The organism is Bacillus sp. AP8 (assembly GCF_000321185.1).
Classification (GTDB): Bacteria; Bacillota; Bacilli; order Bacillales; family DSM-1321; genus Bacillus_AD; species Bacillus_AD massilioanorexius.
The window spans coordinates 96878-116798 of record NZ_CAPG01000034.1 but is presented as its reverse complement, the minus strand read 5'-3'; the positions used below and the strand labels follow the sequence as shown (position 1 = coordinate 116798).

Genomic DNA, 19921 nt, shown 5'->3' with positions numbered 1-19921 from the left:
CCTCAAACTTTTGAGAATTGTCGTTCTCAATTTTCAAGCAGTAGTCTTGCGGATTTCCTGATACATATTTCTTGTAGATCGCTATCTGATAGATGGTTCTTTTTTTATAAGATTGTGAATGAAAAAGCATATTAAGATTGAATGTAGTGAAAGCTATGAGACTCAAGTCGGGAGTAGTATAGGTGAGACCATACAGGTATACTATATGTCGATAAGGCTTCAGCTCCCTTCCTGGGGAAAGCTAATTCTTGAAGTGAGATACAGGCTCATCCTATACTCTCTGCTTGTTTAGAGCAAACAAAGTAATATCCTGTTAGAAAAAAATCCTCTGAGAAGGTCATGACTAATCAGAGGATTCCATATTAATCTTTGATGAAGGCTGTTTTCTAATAGATTTAGCAAGAAGTTTATATTCACTAATGCGTTCATAGGTAACAAAAAGCCTTATGAAATAATAAATTCACCTTGCTCTTCTTCATATCGGATATAAAGATAGATATCTTTATTCTGATATAAGTATTACACCGGAGAAACAGTTGCTTAATAAAATGAATTTAAATGAAGTTGTATTGATAGTTCAAAAGTATGAATAGTATGAAACTGTCAATCCTACCAATCCGTATCAATCTATCGTTTCATGTATAGAAAAAGGAGATGATATTATTTATATTTTCTTTTATTTTACAATTTTATGAATAAGGTTATAATAAGAGATGTTGAAAGACAAATTTGTTTATATGCCCTTAGAGAATTGCTTTGCCGGCTATTTTTTATAAGGGTATATACTCAATCTGCCTTAATGATTGGCTGCATTTCTGCTAAATTGGTCTGATCTTGGGGTTTTAGATGTATTTCCGTGTGGGTAGTTTTTGTTTTTCCATTTAAGATGGCGTTTAAAATAACAAGGGTTAAAGTACCCATAACCACTCCATTTCCACAAAGTAAATGAATAGTTTCAGGGAAGTTAACAAAAGCGTCTGGAACACCTTTTATTGCTAGTCCTACACCTACTCCAATGGCAATTGTAATTTGGTTGGTCGGTTTGCTTAGATCAGCTTTAGCTATCATACCTAAAGCGGCAGATAAGAGCATACCAAACATAGGAATCATAGCTCCACCAAGTACAGGTAATGGAATCATTGTTGTAACAGCTGCAACTTTGGGAACTAATCCTAGAACGATTAGAATACATCCAGCTGCGATAACAACGGAACGCTGTGTAACTTTTGTGAGCAGGACGAGACCAACATTTTGTGAAAAAGTAGAATGGTTAAAAGAATTGAATACGCCACTTATTAATGCTCCGATTCCTTCTGCACGTAATCCTTTTTCCACATCCTTTTCTGTTATTTCTTTTTTACAGACTTCTCCAAGTGTTAAGAATACTCCTATACTTTCGATTGCAATTATCAATGCGATAATCGTCATTGTGATGATAGATGATATATCAAAGGTTGGCATACCAAAGTAAAAAGGTGTGACCATTGTAAACCAGCTTGCATCATTCAACGCTGATGTATTAATCATTCCTAAAAATCCTGCTAAAATGCTTCCCATCAGCATGGCCACTAAAATAGAAATCGCTTTCATAAATCCGCGAGATAACGTGTTAATGATTAGAAAGCAAATAAGTGTTAATGCTGCGATTAGTAAGTTAATTGGATCACCAAATGTAGATGAACCCGCTCCTCCAGCGGCATTTTTCATGGCTACAGGCATTAAAGAAACACCAATAATGAGAATGACGGATCCAGCGACAAGAGGTGGAAAGTATGCTACTAGTTTACCAATGTATTTTGACAGAAGTGCCACGATCAAACCCGAGACCATAACAGCACCTAATACACCTGTTATACTATGGATTTTACCTATAGCTATTACTGGTTCAACTACAATGAAAGAAACGGCCATAAGAGCGGGTAGCCTAATTCCAAAACCTTTACCACCGATAACTTGGATTAATGTAACGATTCCACATGAAAGTAAATCAAATGAAATTAGATAAACGAGCTGTTGCGGCGTTAAGCCAATAGCCGGACCTACAATTAGAGGGACAGCGACCGCTCCACCATACATTACACAAACATGTTGGAAACCTAACATTAGCATTTTTAATTTACCTATATTATCCATACTATTCTTCCTTATTGGTTTTTATCTTTTAAAATAGTGTTAATCACTATATTTGTATAATTTTGACATCCCTCCGTTCTAAAAATTCAATTATTTTTATAAATACAATTTCAAAAACTAGTATTAAAAAGTTACTTCTTGTTGTTTATTAAGAAACAGTATTTACATTTTTACTTTAATCAGAATATTAACACTATAACGAAAGTGAAAACAAGTTATTTTTGAAAAAATTGGATATTATTTTATTTCATTTGTGATTATAATTAAGAAAATGGGAGGGGATATGTTGAACTTTACTGTTGCAAACGCTTTAAAGACGTCAGTATTAGATCAATTTAAAGTTGTGGCTGGAGAGCAAGGATTGAATCGAATGATCAGCTCAGTAAGTATCATGGATAATCCTGATATCTCATTGATAAAAAGTGGAGAGTTACTATTAACAACTGGCTATGTGTTTAAAGACGATTTAAAAGCGCAGGTAGAATTAGTTGGAGAACTAGCAAAAAGAGGATGTGCTGGATTAGCAATTAAAGTACATAGGTTTTTAACAGCTATTCCCGAAGAGATGATTCTGGAGGCAAATCGGTATAGGCTCCCTATATTAGTGATTCCATACGAAGCTCCATTGTCAGACCTGCTCTATAGCTTAACAAAAGAAATCATTCTTACTGAGAACACGAATGAATCTTATACACGAAAAAGAGATGTATTTAATAGTATTATAAAAAGAGAACTAACAGATTCAAGAATAGTATCTAATCAGCTAAAGGAATTAGGGTTTTATACTGGAAACGACTTTATAGTACTTCGTATTGAATCCAACTTCAATGGTGAAAGAGTGGTATTCCCGTATGATATTAATGATTTGTATAAAAATGTCATTCCGTTCATTAAGCATGAAATGGATTTAAATCTTATAAGTGTTGAACTAGATTATCAATGGGTTATTGTTCAAAATAAAAGATTGAAAGTTGAAAATCGGTTAAGTAATCTAGTTAAATTTTTTGCTTTACAACTTGAGAAATATGTTTATGAAGTTTATCCAGGTCATTCTTTAGTTATAGGGATTAGCAAGGAAAAGCATGATATATTAAAAATTCCCGAAGGATTTGAAGAGGCGAATAAAGCTATCCGTCTAGGATTGAAGGATCATCTACTGGCTAAATCAAAAATATTTGAGTTTTGTAAATTTGAAGTTGATAGTTTACTGAGTAGTATTCAGGATAATGCTCTCGCTCAATTTGTAGAATCGACTCTTAGTCCAATCATTCAATATGATAAAGACAATAATGGCGAGCTTGTTAAAACATTAGAAATTTACTTGTTTTCAAGAGGGAAAATGGAAGATACATCTCGGGCGCTATTTGTTCATCGAAATACTGTGAAGTTTCGGTTAGCGAAAATTGAGGAGCTTCTTAGTATAGACTTACGTGATGGAGAGGTTCATTTCAGACTTCAACTAAGTTTAAAAGCTGCAAAATTATTAGGAATGACAACGGGAATGTAATGTTTTGATAAATGAAATGTTTTGGAAGAGTAAAAGACCGCCATCATTATTACATGCATGGTGGTCTTTTAAAATCCATTGTGATTATTGTAGTGTTTTTTCTGAAATCAAACGTTTAGCGTATAAAGCTAGTTTAAGCTCAAAAATCAATTGATCATAGCTGAAATCTATGTGTAACAGGTTTTTAATTCGTTTTATACGAAAGTGCATAGTATTACGATGAATACCTAGTCTTCTTGCAGCATCTGCTGGACGAAGTCCACTGCGAAAATATGTATCAAGCGTGTTTACTAAATCAGATTTTGTTTCAGCATCTTGTTGGATCAGAGGATGCAAGTAACTGTATACATAATCCTCTAGCACATCTTGGGGAGCATATTGCAGGATATTGTATGCTTGTAATCCAAAATAATCATGGATATTTTCAACTGAAGATAGTTTATTACCAAGTTCAATGGCTCTTGTAGCCTCTTGATAACTCTTCACTACTTTATTTAAACCAACCTGATAAGTTCCGATTCCAATATTTGCTCGAATCGATGGGGTTATGTGTGAGATATTTTGAATGAATTCTCTACTCACTTGTTTTACAAAATAATTGATTTCATTTCTGTCTGATTTACCATTGTCATGTAAGATGATTATGGTATCGTTATTCATTTCTGTAGTTAACATATCTATATCAGACTGGAGCTTAACTTTTTCTGTGAATTGCTGGAAATGGTTGTAAGTAAATTCGTCTTGATACTGTTCTTTTTGTTGCATCATTCGTAAGACAACACAAACAAATCCTCCGTTACGCTGTAATCCAAGGCTCGTTCCTTCCGTAAAGATTGCATCTTCTTGTTGAAAATCCGCACTTATTATTCGATATATAAATTTAGCTCTAGCATTGAGTTCCTGCTGTTCTTTCTGTACGGCTATAACTTCTTTTAGGATTGGAAACATGATGTCGGATAAAGAGAGATGGGGAGGTATTTCAAGAATGGGTAGGTTTAATTGGTCAGCTATTTGTAATAAATCACTAGGAATACCATTTAATTTTATACCTAATCCTACACATTGTTTCTTTGCTAATTCCTTTGTCAGTTCAATAATCTGATTGATATCTTTTTGGAAAATATATCCTGTTGTGAGTACTAGTTCTCCAGGCTTTAGCCAAGAAAGGACATCAGGAGCGTCGAAGCTATTTACAGATTTGATTTCTTTATTCAGCCCATCCATTCCAGCTAATATTTTACATTGCTTTAAAATGGGGATTTCTAATGCTTTAGCTAATGTGAAATTCAAGTTTATCAACCCTTCCACCTTTCATATTGTTCAATTCCATTATTTGTCATGTGTGTGTTTTAGTCAATTAAACATTTACAAAAAATGTAAATTTGTTGTGCGGAGAGAACAATATAAGAGGCCATTATTTGTCTTATTCAGATAATGACAAGAAGCTAATGGAATTTTATAATTAACTTAAATTTCTGATTTATCAGACTAAATAGTTGGATTACTTGAAGGAAGGAGGGGATGGATATCTCTATTAGTCTAGGAAAACTAAATACTATGAATCAAACAGCGTTCATCGAATCTCTAGGGTGGATATATGAGCTTTCCCCTTGGGTAGCAGAACGTACATGGTATGAAAAACCATTTCGCTCCTTAGATCATTTGAAAAAATCCATGTCTGACATTGTGCAAAAGGCTTCTGATATTGATCAACTTCTTTTGATTCGATCTCATCCAGACTTAGCTGCACGAATTGATATGGCGGAAGCTTCAGTTAAAGAACAGTCAACTGCAGGATTGGATAAGCTTACACATGAAGAGTATGTTGAATTTCTTAATCTTAACCATAGCTATAAAGAAAAGTTTGGATTCCCATTCATAATAGCCGTACGTAATCATGATAAACATTCGATTAAGGATGCTATGAAAAAACGTATGCTTGAAAATCCTGAAGTAGAAAAAAAACAAGCCATAAAGCAGATTAACTATATTGCTTCACATCGATTAGATCAATTTATTAATAACTAAGGAGGAATTAATATGAGTAATAAAGAGAATGAGAAACGAGTAATGTTCTATGGTAAAGGGGATGTTTTTGTATATCGCACATATTTACAACCACTAACAGGTGTTAAACAAATACCAGAATCAAATTTCACAGAAAGAAGTAATGTGATTTTTGGATTAAATTGCCAAATAGGGCTTAAAGGAGAAGCTTTCTTAACTTCTTTTACTGAAGGAGATAATAGCCTTGTTGTTGCAACTGATTCAATGAAAAACTTTATTCAACGTGAAGCGGCAAATTATCAAGGCACTACAGCTGAAGGTTTTATTAGGTTTATTTGTAATCGCTTTCTTGATAAATACGATCATGTTGATGCTGTAGAGCTTACTGCTAATGAAATTCCTTTTGATCATGTACTCGTACCAAACGGAGATAAGTTAGAAGTTAGTGGATTAGTTTATCGTCGTTCAAGAAATGAGTTTGCAACAACAACAATTGAGGTAGAGAGAACGGACACTGGAAATCAGGTTGTGAAGCATACAAGTGGCATCGCAGGTGTTCAACTTATTAAGGTTAAAGGTAGTTCATTTTACGGGTTTATCCAAGATGAATATACCACTTTACCCGAAGCATATGATCGTCCGTTATTTATTTATCTTGATTTCGATTGGCAGTATACGAACTTTGAGGATGCAACTGGTGCGAATCCAGAGAAATATGTAGCGGCTGAACAGATTCGTGATATCGCCAATTCTGTCTTCCACGAGTTGGATAATCGTTCTATTCAGCAGCTAATTTATCAAATTGGACTTAGAATTCTTGAGCGTTTTCCTCAACTTTCCCAAGTTCAATTCAAAACAAATAATCGTACATGGGAAACAGTTGTTGAGAATATCCCTAATTCTGAAGGGAGTGTGTATCAGGAGCCTCGTCCTCCATACGGTTTCCAAGGTTTTATTGTTACACAAGAAGATCTTAAAAAGGAAGCAGCAGTTTCTGACACTGCCTGTGCCTCACAAAAATGAGCGGTGGATTGACTACTCACGTTTTAGATTTATCTAAAGGAATGCCTGCAAAGGATTTACAGATTGAATTATGGTTAATTGGAGATAATGATGTTCGCACTTTATTGAAGACAAAATACACAAATGATGATGGAAGAATGGATAACCCTCTTCTCAGTGGTGAAGAAATGCAAACGGGAGAATATGAGCTGGTTTTTTATGTCGGAGATTATTTAAATGGCGAACATACAATATCTTCTGGATTACCTTTTTTAAATAAAGTACCCATTCGTTTTGGAATTGGGAGTAATCAACAACATTATCATGTTCCACTACTGGTAGCTCCTGGGGGATATAGCACTTATAGAGGTAGTTAGAAACAATGATAAAAAAGGAGACTTTTATGATACAAGAACGCATTGGAGTCGTTACGTTGGCAGAAAATCCTGTAACTTTGATTGGACCTGAGATTAAGATTGGAGAGAAGGCTCCTGATTTTGAATTACTAACAAAAGAACGGACAAAAGTTACTCTTTCGGATTTTAAAGGGAAGACACGAATGATTACGGTTGTACCTTCACTTGATACAGGTGTTTGTGATATGCAAACACGTCGCTTTAATGAAGAAGCAACTAAGCTAATGGATGATGTTGTAATACTAGCAGTGAGTGTTGATTTGCCATTTGCACAAGGAAGATGGTGTGAGAGCAATGGGGCTCAATCGATAACTGTACTGTCTGATCATCTGGAGATGTCATTTGGGAAAGCATATGGGACTTATATGAAAGAACATCGATTAGAGTGCCGAGCTATATTTGTAATTGATGCAAATGATACTATAACATACGTCGAATATGTACCAGAAGTAACAAATCACCCGAATTATGATGCAGCTATTAAAGCTGCTAAAGAAACATTAGATCAGCCAAATGCCACAAGATAATCATCCCTTTCTATATCCATGGTATAAAAATGTATATAATAGAAGAAATTGGATGTGGAATGATTGTGAGTATTTCCATAATCCTCATTTAAAATGGAAACAAAGGACGGCATTCTATAGATTTTATTATGAATTATATAAAAGTAAAAACCACTTTCTCAGTCAGGGTAAGTGGTTTTACTGTTTTTACAATTTTTTCTAAAAAGATGTTTTCTATCGTAAGTTAGTAATCTACAATATTCATATATATAAATATTGTAGAAGATTCAGTTGACCACTTTCGATACCATAAGCCCCTAAAGTATATGCTTCTAATCTTGTAAGAGTAGCATTAGCTGCAAGATAGTTAATGGAAAGGGTTACGTGAAAGAAATAATATTCTGGTAGCAGAGGTGAAAGTGGATGAATGAAAAAGTTGCTTGGGTAACTGATAGTACAGGATTTTTAGATGAAGAGTTAAAATATAATGAAGACCTTTATGTTATTCCAATCCAAATACATATAGAGGGGAAAGATTATAATGATGGTATTGATATAACAAATGCAGATCTGTATCAAGTAATGGAAGAAAGAAAAGCAATCGTTACAACATCACAGCCATCTGTTGGACAATTTACTCATATGTACGATAGTTTACACAAACAGAAATATGAACGTGTATACTCTTTCTTAATTTCAGAAAAGTTAAGCGGAACAGTTTCATCAAGTATTCAAGCTAGTCACTTGGTACAAATACCTGTAACAACTTTTGATTCTTGGTTGTTGTCTTATCCAATGACATATATAATGAAAAAAGCGATTAGTTGGCAAAGGCAAGGAGATCAGCCTGAAGAAATAATCCGTAAGGCCAAAAGATTAAGAAATAGCAATGAAACGTATGTTTTGATAGGTAGTTTAGAACAATTACATAGAAGTGGTAGATTGAATTCATTGCAATATTTTCTTGGAAACATTCTCAAAATCAAACCAATTATTTCGCTATTAAAAGGAAAGCTTGAGATTCAAGATATTGCTAGAAATGACAGACATACGGATAAAATTATTTTTAAAAAACTTCAACATGCAGTGGAACAATATCAAATTTCCGAATGCTTGATTTTATATGGACAATCAATAAAGCAGTCTGAAAAATGGGTAGAAAAAATTAAACATTCATTTCCTCAGCTAAAGGTGCATATTTATCCTTTAGGGACAGCAATTGGTGTTCATGCAGGAGGGAATACAATAGGTATAAGTTGGTTTAAGGAGAAGATCTAATCATAATGAAAATACTTACAGCAGAACATATAACAAAACAAATGGCAGAAAAAACTTTGTGGACTGACATCTCTTTTTCTATTTCAGAGGGAGAAAGAGTAGGGATTATAGGAGTTAATGGATGCGGTAAATCAACACTTATGAAATTGATAGCAGGTCTTGAAGAAAGTGATAACGGTGAAATTATTTCTCCTAAGGATTATCGAATTTCATACTTGGCACAGGACCCGACCTACGATGATTCATTAACAATAGTCGATTTCTTATTCGCTAGTGATACACCCTTATTTAATCTGATTAGAGAGTATGAGGATGCACTTTTACAGCTACAGAAAGATCCAGAAAATCAAAATCTACAAGATAAATTACTACAATTACAGCATCGAATGGATGTTGAAAAAGGATGGGACAGAAGTTCAGAAGGAAAAGTAATACTAAATAAGCTGAATCTTCCGGATGGTTCATTAAAAATCGGAACTTTATCAGGTGGCCAAAAGAAAAGAGCTGCATTAGCTAAAGCATTGATTGAACAACCAGATTTATTAATCCTTGATGAGCCTACGAACCATTTAGATGCCTCTAGTATTCAATGGCTTCAAGAATATCTAAATAAATTTCCAAATTCGGTTTTGTTTGTTACCCACGATCGTTATTTTCTTGATTCTATTACTACGAAAATTTGGGAACTCGATCAAGGAACATTATTTGAATATAAAGGTAATTATGAGAGCTTTCTAGAAAGTAAAGCGATACGTGAAGAAAATGAACAAACATCAGCTGCTAAATTGCATAGTTTATATAAAAATGAACTTGCTTGGATGAGAAAGGGAGCAAAAGCTAGAACAACGAAGCAAAAAGCTCGAATCCAACGTTTCGAACAGATAGAAAATGATGTGAATCGTCAATCATCAACTGAAAGTCTAGAAATAGAACTTGCCGGCGCTCGTCTTGGTAGGAAGGTAATCGAATGTAAGAATATCTCTAAGTCGTATGGACAAAAAGTTGTAATTGCTGGTTTATCTAGATTGTTTAAGCGCGGGGATCGTATAGGGGTTATTGGAAATAATGGAACCGGTAAATCCACATTACTCCGTATTTTAGCTGATCGAGAAGAAATTGATAGTGGAGAAGTAGATAAGGGGCAAACGGTTAAAATCGGTTTTTATACGCAAGAAAATGAAGATATGAATGAAAAATTACGAATGATTGAATATATTCGTGAGGAAGCTGAAAGTATTCAATTGAAGGATGGTAGTTATATTTCAGCCTCCGCTATGTTAGAAAAGTTTCTATTTCCAATGCATACTCATGGAACACCAATCTATAAGCTATCCGGTGGGGAAAAGCGGAGATTGTATTTGCTCAGAATATTAATGTCTTCACCAAATGTCTTATTACTTGACGAGCCAACCAATGACCTAGATACTCAAACCTTAACAGTATTAGAAGACTTTTTAGATGGTTTCTCTGGAGTAGTCATTACTGTTTCTCATGATCGTTATTTTCTTGATAAGGTAGCATCTGAATTGCTTATATTCAAAGGAAATGGACAAATTGATTCATACTTCGGTGAATATAGTGATTACCTACAGTCGTTAACGCCTGAAAAAGAGCAAAAGGTGATTGTAGAAACATCGATTGAAAAATCTGAACCGAAAGAGAAAAAGAAAAAACTTTCATACATGGAAAAAAGAGAATGGGATACCATTGAAGATGATATCCAAAAGGTTGAAGAAAAATTAGGCAAAATAGAAGAGGACCTACTGTTAATAGGCAGCGACTTTACAAAGGGTCAACAATTAATGGAAGAACAAAATGAATTAAATGAACAATTAGAGAAATTAATGGAAAGATGGGAATATCTATCCGAAATTGTTGAGAATAGTTAAAAAGGGGGCGCCTTCATAGTGATGGAAACACTAGAGGTGCCCTTTATTTTGATGAAACAGATTGCATTAGTACCTCATGTTAATCGGCCACGATATTAGATAATTTAGTAGTAACATTATGGCCTTTGTCTTTATAGTGATCTAGAATACCTAGATAAATGGCTTCGGTAGCTTTGTACCGATAAAGAGGTGAGGCAAGCTTTTCATTTTCTTCTTTGCAATCAATAAATGCAAGTTCGACTTATACGGCTGGTATTGTTATATTATCTCTCAATACTTGATAATTTGCTGGTTTGGTTCCTCGATTGCTTGTATTCATAGCAATATAGACAATAGAGTAGCAAGGTGATAAAAAAGTATCCTTTCTTTTAAAGAACACATATTTGTAGTATGCTTATTATTATTTACAAAATCAATAATTGGAGTGAATGTTATATGTCTAATGCATATGAAGAATATATGAAACAAGTGGCTCAACCGATGAGGGATGAATTATTACATGCAGGTTTTTCGGAGTTAACAACAGAAGATGCTGTTGCAGATTATATGGAAAAGGCTGAAGGATATACATTTGTTGTTATTAATAGTGTTTGCGGCTGTGCTGCTGGTTTAGCAAGACCAGCTGCTGTTCAATCCTTGTCAGAAGCAAGTAATAAGCCAGCAGCGATTACTGTATTTGCTGGTCAAGATAAAGCAGCAACAGCTAAGATGAGATCATACATGGCTGATATTGAGCCTTCTTCACCATCAATGGCTTTATTCAAAGGAAAAGAGTGTGTTCATTTTATCCCAAGACATGAAATTGAAGGACATACTATTGATGAAATAAGATCGAACATCGAACAAAGCTTTCGGGACCATCTTTCATAATAATGATTGTAACTACAGGTGGTCGTACGAATGACAGCTATATATTAAAAGCCAAAAATGTTGCTAAAGATTTACAGGCTTCCTATATTTCGCGTAACAAAAAGTCTATAGCAAATCTTCTTACAACCTATGATAATGTATTAATTGTAGGAAAAGACGGGCTACAATTATACAATGTCACCGGAAATGAACCGTACTTTTTTCATCCTAATTTAGCAATGATTCGGGTCAAAAGATTAATAAAAGGGGAAGCAGATCCTTTTATTGATGCAACTGGTTTGGAAGAAGGAAGTAGTATATTAGATTGTACTTTAGGACTTGCAGCAGATAGTATTGTAGCAAGTTTTGTTGTGAAGGAGCGAGGGCATGTTATCGGAGTAGAATCCAGTCCAGTGCTATCTTACATGGCAAAACAAGGTCTACAGAGTTGGAACGATCATAATATCGAGATAGTGGAAAGTATGAGAAGAATTCAAGTGGTAAATGATGATCATTATTCTATTCTAACTTCCATGAATGATCGAAGTGTTGATGTGGTTTATTTTGATCCGATGTTTGAGGAAAGTATTGAGGAATCTAATGCTTTGCAAACAATCTCACCTTTTACAAATTTTTCTTGCTTAACGGAAGAAACGATTGTAGAGGCTAAGAGAGTTGCTAGAAAGAGGGTTGTATTGAAGGACCATTTTAGAAGTACTCGTTTTCAGCAATTTGGTTTTCATCAACAAATTAGAAAAACAGCTAAATTTCATTATGGTATAATTGAGGTCTAAATAATGGGGCTTTTCAAAAGTTATCGTCGATTCCTTTTGAAGAGCCCCTAATTTGTATACTGGAAAATTTAAGAGGAGAGTATGTATAAAAGCAGTATTTATCCTAATCTGCAAAACATAGGTACATAAAATAGCCTAATTCAAAGATAATGAGGATTAGTATAACAATTGCCCATTCCATTACAAAACCTCCCTTAACACTGTCATTACCCCAAATATATGATAATAATTAGAAAGTCAGTCATTATTTCTTCTAAAATATGAAATAAACGAATTAATTTGTGAAAAAACATGAAACCTCTATCATTTTATTTCGTATTAAGTAGGTAATCGTGTATATTAGAATTGTAGAAAGCTATTAATGAGGTGTAATAGTATGAGTATCCCTAATTGGATGAAAAGAAGTTTTGTTATACTATTGTCCATTTTAACTTTAGGATTAGTATCTCCAGATGATTTCCATTGGCAAGATGAAGCCTCGGCTAATAAGCCTGGTAAAAAAAGTCTACAAGAAGAACGAGATTATTCTGTTGCAACAGCAACGTTTCCAACAATTAAAGAAACAAGTGAAAGAGAAAAACTTTTAGAAGATTTGTATGAAAAAGCAGAAGAAAGTAGCTATAGTAAATTTGGTGAAAGAATTAAACCTCGTATTGAAGAAGAATTTAATACGATTATCCTTCCTAAAATGGAAGAAACTATTTCGAATTACATTGAGAATTGTTCAGATGAAGATTTAGTGTATATCGGTATTTCTGAAAAGCCTTCTAAAGGAATGGGAGAGAAAATCTTCCATATTTATAATAAACAATCTGGTAAAGACATAATACGATTCCATGTAAGAAGAGAAAATCCCCCTCAACAAGGTTATTGGTTTAATTTTCATTATCATACCAGCCAAGATAATTATGAAACCCATCATAGTTTAGGTAGTATCTATTGGGACAAAAACACGCCTCCAAATTGGGGAGCAGAACAAAGAGAATATATGTTAAATTAAGAAAAAGCACCCTTATTGTAGTTGGTGCTTTTTTCTTTTATTACTATTCCTAAAAAAGAATATGCATATTCTTTACTGATAATCAATATCAATTAGAGTGATTATTTAACGGTAATGAGTTAAACTAAGTAATGGATAAATAATAGATAGAGAGATGATGAACATGAGTATTGTTTTGGCATTACTTGCAGCTTTATTTGCTGCATTAACGGGGATTCTTGCTAAGATTGGAATAAAAAATGTGAATTCCAATTTAGCAACGGCGATTAGGACCATTGTGGTATTAATAATGGCTTTTATGATGGTTGTTGTATCAAATCAGCTAGATAATATTTTTTTAATCAGTACAAAGGCTTTTATTTTTCTCGTCTTATCTGGTATAACAACTGGATTGTCATGGCTTTGTTATTTTAAAGCCATTCAAATAGGGGATGTTTCAAAAGTAGTTCCAATCGATAAATCAAGTGTTGTTATGACAATTCTTCTTTCATTTATCATTTTAGGTGAGCCAGCTACAGCAATGGTCATTGCCGGGGGAACCATCATTACAATAGGTACATTTGTTTTAATAGGAAGAATAAAAAGGAGTTCAAATACATCATATTCTAATTCATACATAGTATTAGCCTTCCTATCAGCCATTTTTGCAGCATTAACAGCCATTCTTGCCAAGATTGGTATAGAAGATGTGGATTCCAATTTGGCTACCTTTATTCGTACAATCGTCATTATTATTTTTGCTTGGGGAATTGTCTTTTTTCAACGTACGCACACTCAAATGAAAACAATTTCTAAAAAAAGTTATATTTTCTTAATTTTATCTGGCATGGCAACTGGATTGTCATGGCTATGTTTTTTTGCTGCTATTTCAATTGGAAAAGTATCTATTGTAGCACCGATTGATAAATTTAGCGTAGTTATTACGATGATTTTAAGCGTTATTATATTAAAAGAAAAGCCAACGAAAAATACAGTAATTGGCTGTATAATTATTACGATTGGAACGATATTTCTTTTATTTTGACTTTTGTTAGTGTTGTGAGGTTACCTTGTAAAAGGCCAATTCGAAGATCAGGAAAAAAGAATAGAGTTCCTCTAAATGGATGTATGGAGACTTGAAATGACTTTGCAAGATAGGATAAATAAAAAAAGACTACATCATTTTTGTATGATAAATGTAGTCTATGATTTTTTCATTTTCTCTTTAAAAAATAGTTTATAGAGAATAAAAAAGAAAAAATAAAAAGATATGGATATAACGAATGGAAGTAGATAGTGGTGGATTTGTTTAAATAAGAAAATACCTAAAAATAGTGAAAAAAAGAAAATATCTACATAGATAAAGGAATCCATGTTTAAATCCTTATATAATTCTTGAACGTCTTCTAAATGGTCGCTATACTTATTTCGATTTTCCATATAATCTCACCTATCGTATTGTATGATGATTTATGGAAAAGGTTCTAAGTATTAATCTAGAAGGATGAGATGACCTTTACATTTACAATCAGAGGCACCAAAATGTTTGATAAAGTATTGCCCTTTTTTAGCAAAATCGGCGCTTAATGCACATTCTCCACCTTCATGCTGATACGTTTGAATTTTTGTAACGATTGTATAGGGGCGAAAATAATCTAAATGCCAGCGCTTTTTTTTATCAACATCGAAATGTCTTTTCGTACGATGGATTATATTTTTCTTTGCACTGCCTATATAAACATAATGCCCTTTAGGGAAGTTAAACGTTCCCAACGCTCCAATTTTAATTTCTTGTGGCTCATTTAATGTAAGAAATACGGCATATAAAGTATGGCTAGAATCAATATTCCATTCCATTATTATCATTCTCCTTCAGAAACATTTTGAAAAAAGCTAAGAAAGTAAGGTAAAATAAATAATATTATACTGTATAGAGGGGTTATTTCGTTGAAACAATATTTAGAACTATGTGAACATGTATTACAAAATGGTGTGAAAAAAGAAGATCGAACAGGTACTGGGACAATCAGTACTTTTGGATATCAGATGCGCTTTAATCTACAAGAAGGATTCCCTTTATTGACAACAAAAAGAATTCCATTTCGCTTAATTGCAAGTGAGTTGCTTTGGTTTATTAAAGGTGATACGAATATTAAATATTTACTACAACATAACAATAACATTTGGAATGAGTGGGCTTTTAAAAAATGGGTAGAAAGCGATTCTTATAGAGGACCAGACATGACTGATTTTGGGCTTAGATCTCAAGCAGATGAACAATTTAATAAGCAATATGAAGAGCAAATGGCTTTCTTTATTCAAGAAGTTTTAAATAATGATGAGTTTGCTGCTGAATTTGGTGAATTAGGAGATGTATATGGTAAACAGTGGAGAGCATGGAAAACAACTTCAAATGATACAATAGATCAACTTAAAAATGTTATTGAAACGATTAAGAGTAATCCTGATTCAAGAAGATTAATTGTTTCTGCATGGAATCCTGAAGATATCCCAACGATGGCTTTGCCACCTTGTCATACACTGTTCCAATTTTACGTCATAGAAGGGAAATTATCTTGTCAGCTTTATCAACGAAGCGGAGATGTATTTCTTGGTGTACCATTTAATATTGCTAGTTATGCGTTATTAACGCATTTAATTGCACATGAATGTGGATTAGAAGCTGGTGAGTTCATTCATACACTTGGTGACGCTCATATATATAGTAATCATATAGAACAGGTGAATATCCAATTAGATAGAGAGCCAAAAGAACTTCCAAAATTACAATTAAGTAATAATTTTTCTTCTGTTTTTGACTGTGAAATGGAGGATATTTCTATAGAAGGCTATCAACCACATCCAGCAATAAAAGCACCAGTTGCTGTTTAATATAAGAATAAATAAAAAAGGCAACCTTTTTCAAAGATGGTTGTCTTTTTTCATTTTTTGAAATTGATTTTAACTCTTTATAATCTTTTCTATACATAATGGATTCGATATCGTAAAATCATTATGATATAGTGTGTTTATTTGATTAGAAAAATAATACATTTCATTAATGAAATGTAAATATAGATCAGTTCCAATATTGGTTGATATAGTAACTGTATCAAATAGTTTGATTGGAAAATCGAAATCATTATAGTAGCCGTTGTTACTAATAAAGGTATGGGGCAACGCTTGTTAGAGAGGATAGGGGATAAATGATTGTATCAATAATAGTGGCAATGGATGTAAATAGAGTAATTGGTAAAGATAATAGCCTTCCTTGGAGGCTTCCTAGAGAATTACAATATGTGAAAAAGACTACGATGGGTCATCCGATTATTTTAGGAAGAAAGAATTACGAATCAATTGGCAGACCGCTACCAGGGAGAAGAAATATCATTCTCACTAGAGATCATAATTTCCAAGCAGAGGGCTGTGAAATTACTCATACAAAAGAAGATGTGTACAAGCTGTGTGAAGGTGAGGAAGAAATATTTATTTTTGGTGGAGAGCAAATTTACAAGCTGTTCTTGGATGAGGTCAATAGAATATATGTAACGAAAATTCACCATGAATTCGACGGAGATACATATTTTCCAAGTATAGATGAAAAAGAATGGAAAGAAGTATTTGTAGAGCAGGGTATTACAGACGAAAAAAATCCTTATATATACTATTATCATATTCTGGAAAGAAAGAACTGATTTATTTTCTGCAAAGCTTTGTTTATAATGATGAAGTTGTATACAATAGCACAGCTTGAAATTCTTAGGAGGGAACAACTAGATGCGTTCGATAGCATTTTTTATGTATTTTTTTGGTTATTTAATTTATAGTGTACCGTTTTTAAATAAAGCAAGAAAATATACCAACGATTCAGAAACTATAGAGCAGCAAGATATGAAAAAACAAGTGATGGCAAAAAAGTGGGCAAGCACATTAGTGAAAATTTCTGGTGCGGATATTACGGTTAAGGGGGAAGAAAATATACCTGCTGGTTCTGTCTTAATGGTTAGTAATCATGAAGGTAACTTTGATATACCAGTATTGATTGGGTTCTTAAAAAAACCATTTGGATTTATATCCAAAGTGGAAGTGGAGAAGATTCCAATTGTTTATAAATGGATGGAAGTTATGAATTGTGTATTAATGGATCGAAAAGATCGAAGACAGTCGATTAAAGCGATAAGACAAGGAATTTCTTTAATTAAAGAAGGACATTCAATAGTTGTATTTCCAGAAGGTACAAGAAGTAAAGGTGGACCAGTAGCAGAATTTAAAGCAGGAAGCTTAAGATTAGGTATGGATGCACAAGCTCCTATTGTACCTATAGCTATTAAGGGTACTTCGAAGCTAATGGAAAAGAATAAAGGTTGGATTAAGCCGGGTAAAGTAACTGTATCCATATTACCTGCCATTACATATGAGCAATATAAAGATATGAAAATTAATGATTTAGCCATTGAAATTCAAAAAAGAATTCAAGTGGAAAGAGAAAGTTTACTTTAAACATGAGAGTGATTTGATCTAAATGCTAGATGAAATCACTCTTTTATTTTATAATTATTGAATTATTAGAAAAATCAGTTGATTTATATATTCATAGTGTTAAAATTTAAGGAATTATTAGTATTAGTTCTTAGAAAGAAGGGACCTTATGAATACAACAGCTAATGTGAAGAAGTGGGTTAGTGTAGAAGATATCCTAATCGCTTATCAACAATTAAAAGACGTAGTATTACATACGCCATTGCAAAAAAATGAACGATTATCGGAAAAGTATGAGTGTAATGTGTTTATTAAACGCGAGGATTTGCAGCATGTCCGTTCTTTTAAACTTAGAGGTGCTTATTATAAAATGAAAAGTTTGTCTGCTGAGGAAGCGTCCAAAGGTATTGTTTGTGCTAGTGCGGGCAATCATGCTCAAGGTGTAGCATATGCTTGTAAACAAATGGGGATTGAAGGTAAGATTTTTATGCCTGCAACAACTCCTAGACAAAAAGTAAATCAAGTGAAAATGTTTGGGAAAGAGATGGTGGAAATTCATCTAGTAGGTGATACTTTTGACGATTCTTTTGATCAGGCCATGGAATGTGCTACTAGTGAAAATCGTGCATTTATACATCCGTTTGACGATGAGAAAGTAATTGCAGGTCAAGGAACAATTGCGGTGGAAGTCCTAAATGATACGGAGGAAGCAATCGATTATATGTTTGCTGCGATTGGTGGTGGAGGGCTGATTGCCGGTATGTCCACGTACTTTAACAGTGTTTCACCTAATACGAAATGCATTGGTGTTGAACCAGAGGGTGCAGCAAGTATGAAAGCATCAATGCAGCATAATGAAGTAGTATCTTTAGATGAGATTGAAAAATTCGTTGATGGAGCGGCTGTAAAATGTGTTGGTGAGAAGACATTTGATATTTGTCACAGTCTTCTAGAGGATATAGTTGTTGTACCAGAAGGAAAGGTATGTACAACCATTTTAAGTTTATATAATGAACATGCAATTGTTGCTGAACCTGCTGGTGCTTTAACGATTGCAGCACTTGATTTCTATAAAGATCAGATTAAAGGGAAAAATATTGTCTGTGTAATTAGTGGTGGAAATAACGACATTGATCGTATGCAAGAAATTAAAGAACGTTCACTACTTTATGAAGGATTTTTACACTACTTTATTGTGAACTTTCCTCAAAGATCTGGTGCGCTTCGTGAATTTCTAGATGAAGTTTTAGGGCCTAAGGATGATATTACAAGATTTGAGTATACTAAAAATAATAACAAAGAATCTGGACCTGCATTAGTAGGTATTGAACTTAAATATCCTGAGGATTATGAAGGTTTGATCGTTAGAATGAAGAAAAAAGGTTTTCATTTTGTAGAGGTAAATAAAGACCAAAATCTATTTAATTTATTAATCTAAATAGTGTTATTTCTGAATTTTTAGATGTGGAGTTTTTATGAACAAACCTTCAATATCCACGCAAAGGTATAAAATAATAATATAATCTAAATAAGATTTGATTTAATTATTGAAAGGGTTGTTAGCAATGCTTCAAAACATTGGTATTCCAGGATTAATACTTATACTTGTACTAGCGTTGATTATCTTTGGACCAAAGAAATTACCTGAAATCGGTCGAGCATTTGGTCAGACTTTACGTGAATTTAAGAAGTCTACTCGTGAATTAACTAGTGACGTTATGGATGATTTAGATGATGATAAGAAAAAAGTTGAAAAAGTAGAAAAGCAAAATTAAGATGTATGACTGAAGGTGTGAGATGACGAACCATCTTACGCCTTTTTATTCGATTTTAATTTAGTAAATACTACAATGTGTGTAAACAACTTACTTATCTCGTTAATACTACTTTTAGAACATTTTTGATTTTTGACGTTAAAAGTAGTAATAAACAATAGGTTTAACAAAGTCTCAAAAGCAATTACTGCCAATGGGGTAGTGAGGAATGAGACATGAAGATGTCCGATGAAGCTAGACATCTAACGATCTAAGGAGAATGGACGATCCACTGATCAAAGTTTCAACAGAAGGTAGGCTTGATTAT

The 19921-nt window shown here is 33.4% G+C and carries 19 protein-coding genes; 16 read left to right on the top strand and 3 right to left on the bottom strand.

The features are described 5' to 3' along the window. Positions 1 to 786: 786 nt before the first annotated feature. Positions 787 to 2133 carry a nucleobase:cation symporter-2 family protein gene (locus BN349_RS08650; protein WP_019241896.1) on the bottom strand — a complete coding sequence of 449 codons (1347 nt, stop codon included), beginning with the start codon at positions 2131 to 2133 and terminating at the stop codon, positions 787 to 789. A gap of 283 nt (positions 2134 to 2416) precedes the next feature. Between BN349_RS08650 and BN349_RS08645 the strand changes: the two genes are divergently transcribed. After that, positions 2417 to 3640, top strand: coding sequence for a PucR family transcriptional regulator (locus BN349_RS08645; protein WP_198286495.1), 1224 nt, complete (start codon positions 2417 to 2419; stop codon positions 3638 to 3640). A gap of 84 nt (positions 3641 to 3724) precedes the next feature. Here BN349_RS08645 and BN349_RS08640 read toward each other — a convergent pair whose 3' ends face one another. Beyond that, positions 3725 to 4939: a PucR family transcriptional regulator gene (locus BN349_RS08640; RefSeq protein ID WP_019241894.1), complete on the bottom strand. Its 1215-nt coding sequence runs from the start codon at positions 4937 to 4939 to the stop codon at positions 3725 to 3727. A 222-nt stretch (positions 4940 to 5161) separates the two neighbouring features. Here BN349_RS08640 and uraD point away from each other — a divergent pair, with 222 nt between their 5' ends. The 10 genes from uraD to BN349_RS08590 all read left to right on the top strand — a co-directional run bounded on the left by uraD (position 5162) and on the right by BN349_RS08590 (position 14405). Then, complete coding sequence (gene uraD / locus BN349_RS26745; RefSeq protein ID WP_019241893.1) at positions 5162 to 5668, top strand: 2-oxo-4-hydroxy-4-carboxy-5-ureidoimidazoline decarboxylase; 507 nt, start codon at positions 5162 to 5164, stop codon at positions 5666 to 5668. A gap of 12 nt (positions 5669 to 5680) precedes the next feature. After that, positions 5681 to 6670 (top strand): factor-independent urate hydroxylase, encoded by a 990-nt coding sequence (pucL, locus tag BN349_RS08630; protein ID WP_019241892.1) that lies wholly within the window; start codon positions 5681 to 5683, stop codon positions 6668 to 6670. Continuing rightward, positions 6667 to 7026 carry a hydroxyisourate hydrolase gene (gene uraH, locus BN349_RS08625; RefSeq protein WP_019241891.1) on the top strand — a complete coding sequence of 120 codons (360 nt, stop codon included), beginning with the start codon at positions 6667 to 6669 and terminating at the stop codon, positions 7024 to 7026. Before pucL ends, uraH begins: the two co-directional genes overlap by 4 nt. A 26-nt stretch (positions 7027 to 7052) precedes the next feature. Beyond that, the gene (tpx, locus tag BN349_RS08620) at positions 7053 to 7592 is read left to right on the top strand and encodes a thiol peroxidase (RefSeq protein ID WP_019241890.1); all 540 of its coding nucleotides are present in this window, start codon (positions 7053 to 7055) and stop codon (positions 7590 to 7592) included. 402 nt (positions 7593 to 7994) lie between these two features. Further along, positions 7995 to 8849, top strand: coding sequence for a DegV family protein (locus BN349_RS08615; RefSeq protein WP_019241889.1), 855 nt, complete (start codon positions 7995 to 7997; stop codon positions 8847 to 8849). Positions 8850 to 8854: 5 nt separating this feature from the next. After that, complete coding sequence (locus BN349_RS08610) at positions 8855 to 10738, top strand: ABC-F family ATP-binding cassette domain-containing protein (protein WP_019241888.1); 1884 nt, start codon at positions 8855 to 8857, stop codon at positions 10736 to 10738. Between the two features lie 435 nt (positions 10739 to 11173). Next, complete coding sequence (locus tag BN349_RS08605) at positions 11174 to 11608, top strand: BrxA/BrxB family bacilliredoxin (RefSeq protein WP_019241887.1); 435 nt, start codon at positions 11174 to 11176, stop codon at positions 11606 to 11608. A gap of 2 nt (positions 11609 to 11610) precedes the next feature. Beyond that, complete coding sequence (locus BN349_RS08600; RefSeq protein WP_019241886.1) at positions 11611 to 12381, top strand: class I SAM-dependent methyltransferase; 771 nt, start codon at positions 11611 to 11613, stop codon at positions 12379 to 12381. 376 nt (positions 12382 to 12757) lie between these two features. Then, on the top strand, positions 12758 to 13381 hold the full coding sequence (locus BN349_RS08595) for a YpjP family protein (RefSeq protein WP_019241885.1): 624 nt from the start codon (positions 12758 to 12760) through the stop codon (positions 13379 to 13381). A gap of 163 nt (positions 13382 to 13544) precedes the next feature. Then, positions 13545 to 14405, top strand: a complete 861-nt coding sequence (locus BN349_RS08590) for an EamA family transporter (RefSeq protein ID WP_019241884.1) — start codon at positions 13545 to 13547, stop codon at positions 14403 to 14405. Between the two features lie 446 nt (positions 14406 to 14851). Here the strand turns inward: BN349_RS08590 and BN349_RS08580 are convergent, their stop codons facing one another. Further along, a complete protein-coding gene (locus BN349_RS08580; protein WP_019241882.1) occupies positions 14852 to 15217 on the bottom strand; it encodes a GIY-YIG nuclease family protein in 366 nt (121 codons plus the stop codon). 90 nt (positions 15218 to 15307) lie between these two features. On the opposite strand from BN349_RS08580, the gene BN349_RS08575 reads away from it, so the two are divergent. From BN349_RS08575 to BN349_RS08555, 5 genes are all read left to right on the top strand, one after another. Beyond that, positions 15308 to 16252, top strand: coding sequence for a thymidylate synthase (locus tag BN349_RS08575; protein WP_019241881.1), 945 nt, complete (start codon positions 15308 to 15310; stop codon positions 16250 to 16252). Between the two features lie 314 nt (positions 16253 to 16566). Continuing rightward, entirely contained in the window at positions 16567 to 17055 is a 489-nt protein-coding gene (locus tag BN349_RS08570) for a dihydrofolate reductase (protein ID WP_019241880.1), read from the top strand. Between the two features lie 82 nt (positions 17056 to 17137). After that, a complete protein-coding gene (locus tag BN349_RS08565; protein ID WP_019241879.1) occupies positions 17138 to 17860 on the top strand; it encodes a lysophospholipid acyltransferase family protein in 723 nt (240 codons plus the stop codon). A gap of 148 nt (positions 17861 to 18008) precedes the next feature. Beyond that, positions 18009 to 19277 (top strand): threonine ammonia-lyase IlvA, encoded by a 1269-nt coding sequence (gene ilvA / locus BN349_RS08560; protein WP_019241878.1) that lies wholly within the window; start codon positions 18009 to 18011, stop codon positions 19275 to 19277. Between the two features lie 127 nt (positions 19278 to 19404). Next, positions 19405 to 19614, top strand: coding sequence for a twin-arginine translocase TatA/TatE family subunit (locus tag BN349_RS08555; RefSeq protein ID WP_019241877.1), 210 nt, complete (start codon positions 19405 to 19407; stop codon positions 19612 to 19614). Positions 19615 to 19921: the final 307 nt, after the last annotated feature.